We start from the raw sequence: 1,205 nt of genomic DNA, 5'->3' as shown, positions 1-1,205 counted from the left end.
GGATAATAAATAATAAAAAAGGATGCCTAAAGCATCCTTTTAAAAATCTTAAAATTACTTATTGTACTAACTCTTGCTCACTAAATTCTTCATCAAACATTGGGCTTGATAAGTAACGCTCAGTTGCACTAGGTAGGATAACAACAATGTTTTTATCAGCATTTTCAGGTTTTTCAGCAATTCGCTTAGCTGCAACAACCGCAGCACCTGACGAAATACCGACTAAAATACCTTCTTTTTTCATTAACTGATGCGCCATTGCAATTGCGTCTTCGTTAGATACAAGCTCGGCACCATCAATTAAGTCCATATCTAAGTTGCCAGGGATAAAGCCTGCACCAATACCTTGGATTTTATGAGGGCCAGGTTTAATTTCTTCACCGGCAAGCGTTTGGCTAATAACAGGAGAGTTAGTTGGCTCAACAGCAATAGACTTAACGTTTAAACCTTTTTCTGTTTTAAGGTAGCGGCTAACACCTGTAATAGTACCACCAGTACCTACACCTGCTACAAAAAAGTCTACTTTGCCGTCAAGCGCATCGTAAATTTCAGGGCCTGTTGTTTCAAAGTGAATTTTTGGGTTTGCAGGGTTTTCGAATTGTTGTAATAAAATATACTTATCAGGTGCTGTTGCCTGAATTTCTTTTGCTTTTTCAATTGCGCCATTCATACCTTTAGCACCGTCGGTAAGTACTAGATTTGCACCTAATGCTTTTAATAGCTTGCGACGTTCTAGGCTCATGGTGTTTGGCATAGTAAGCGTTAACTTGTAACCACGTGCTGCTGCAACAAATGCAAGTGCAATACCGGTGTTCCCCGATGTTGGTTCTATAAGTTCTTTACCTTCAACAAGCTGACCTGATTTTTCAGCTTCCCAAATCATCGATGCACCAATGCGGCATTTGATACTAAAGCTTGGATTACGAGATTCAACTTTAGCGTATACATTCCCACCTGTAACACGGTTAAGTTTTACCAGCGGTGTATTACCGATGCTTAGTGAGTTATCTTCAAAAATAGTAGACATAATGTTCCTTTGGATGCAATCTGATCAACGTGTTAATAGCCTTTGCTACTAACTATATAAACACACTTTACTGTGAGTTTAAAAAAACTAAAGTAAAGTTTGGCTATAACATATATCTATTGGGCTTATAACCAGCCGAAATAAAAATCAATTATTAACGGTGCTTTAGTTATTATAG

1 protein-coding gene is annotated in these 1,205 nt (G+C 37.9%); it reads right to left on the bottom strand.

From position 1 onward, the window contains the following. Positions 1–58 precede the first annotated feature (58 nt). A complete protein-coding gene (cysK, locus tag GQR46_RS19895; protein ID WP_002963138.1) occupies positions 59–1,027 on the bottom strand; it encodes a cysteine synthase A in 969 nt (322 codons plus the stop codon). Positions 1,028–1,205: the final 178 nt, after the last annotated feature.

Source organism: Pseudoalteromonas sp. Z1A6 (genome assembly GCF_011378745.1).
GTDB classification, from domain to species: domain Bacteria; phylum Pseudomonadota; class Gammaproteobacteria; order Enterobacterales; family Alteromonadaceae; genus Pseudoalteromonas; species Pseudoalteromonas arctica.
This window is presented reverse-complemented; position numbering and strand designations above follow the sequence as displayed.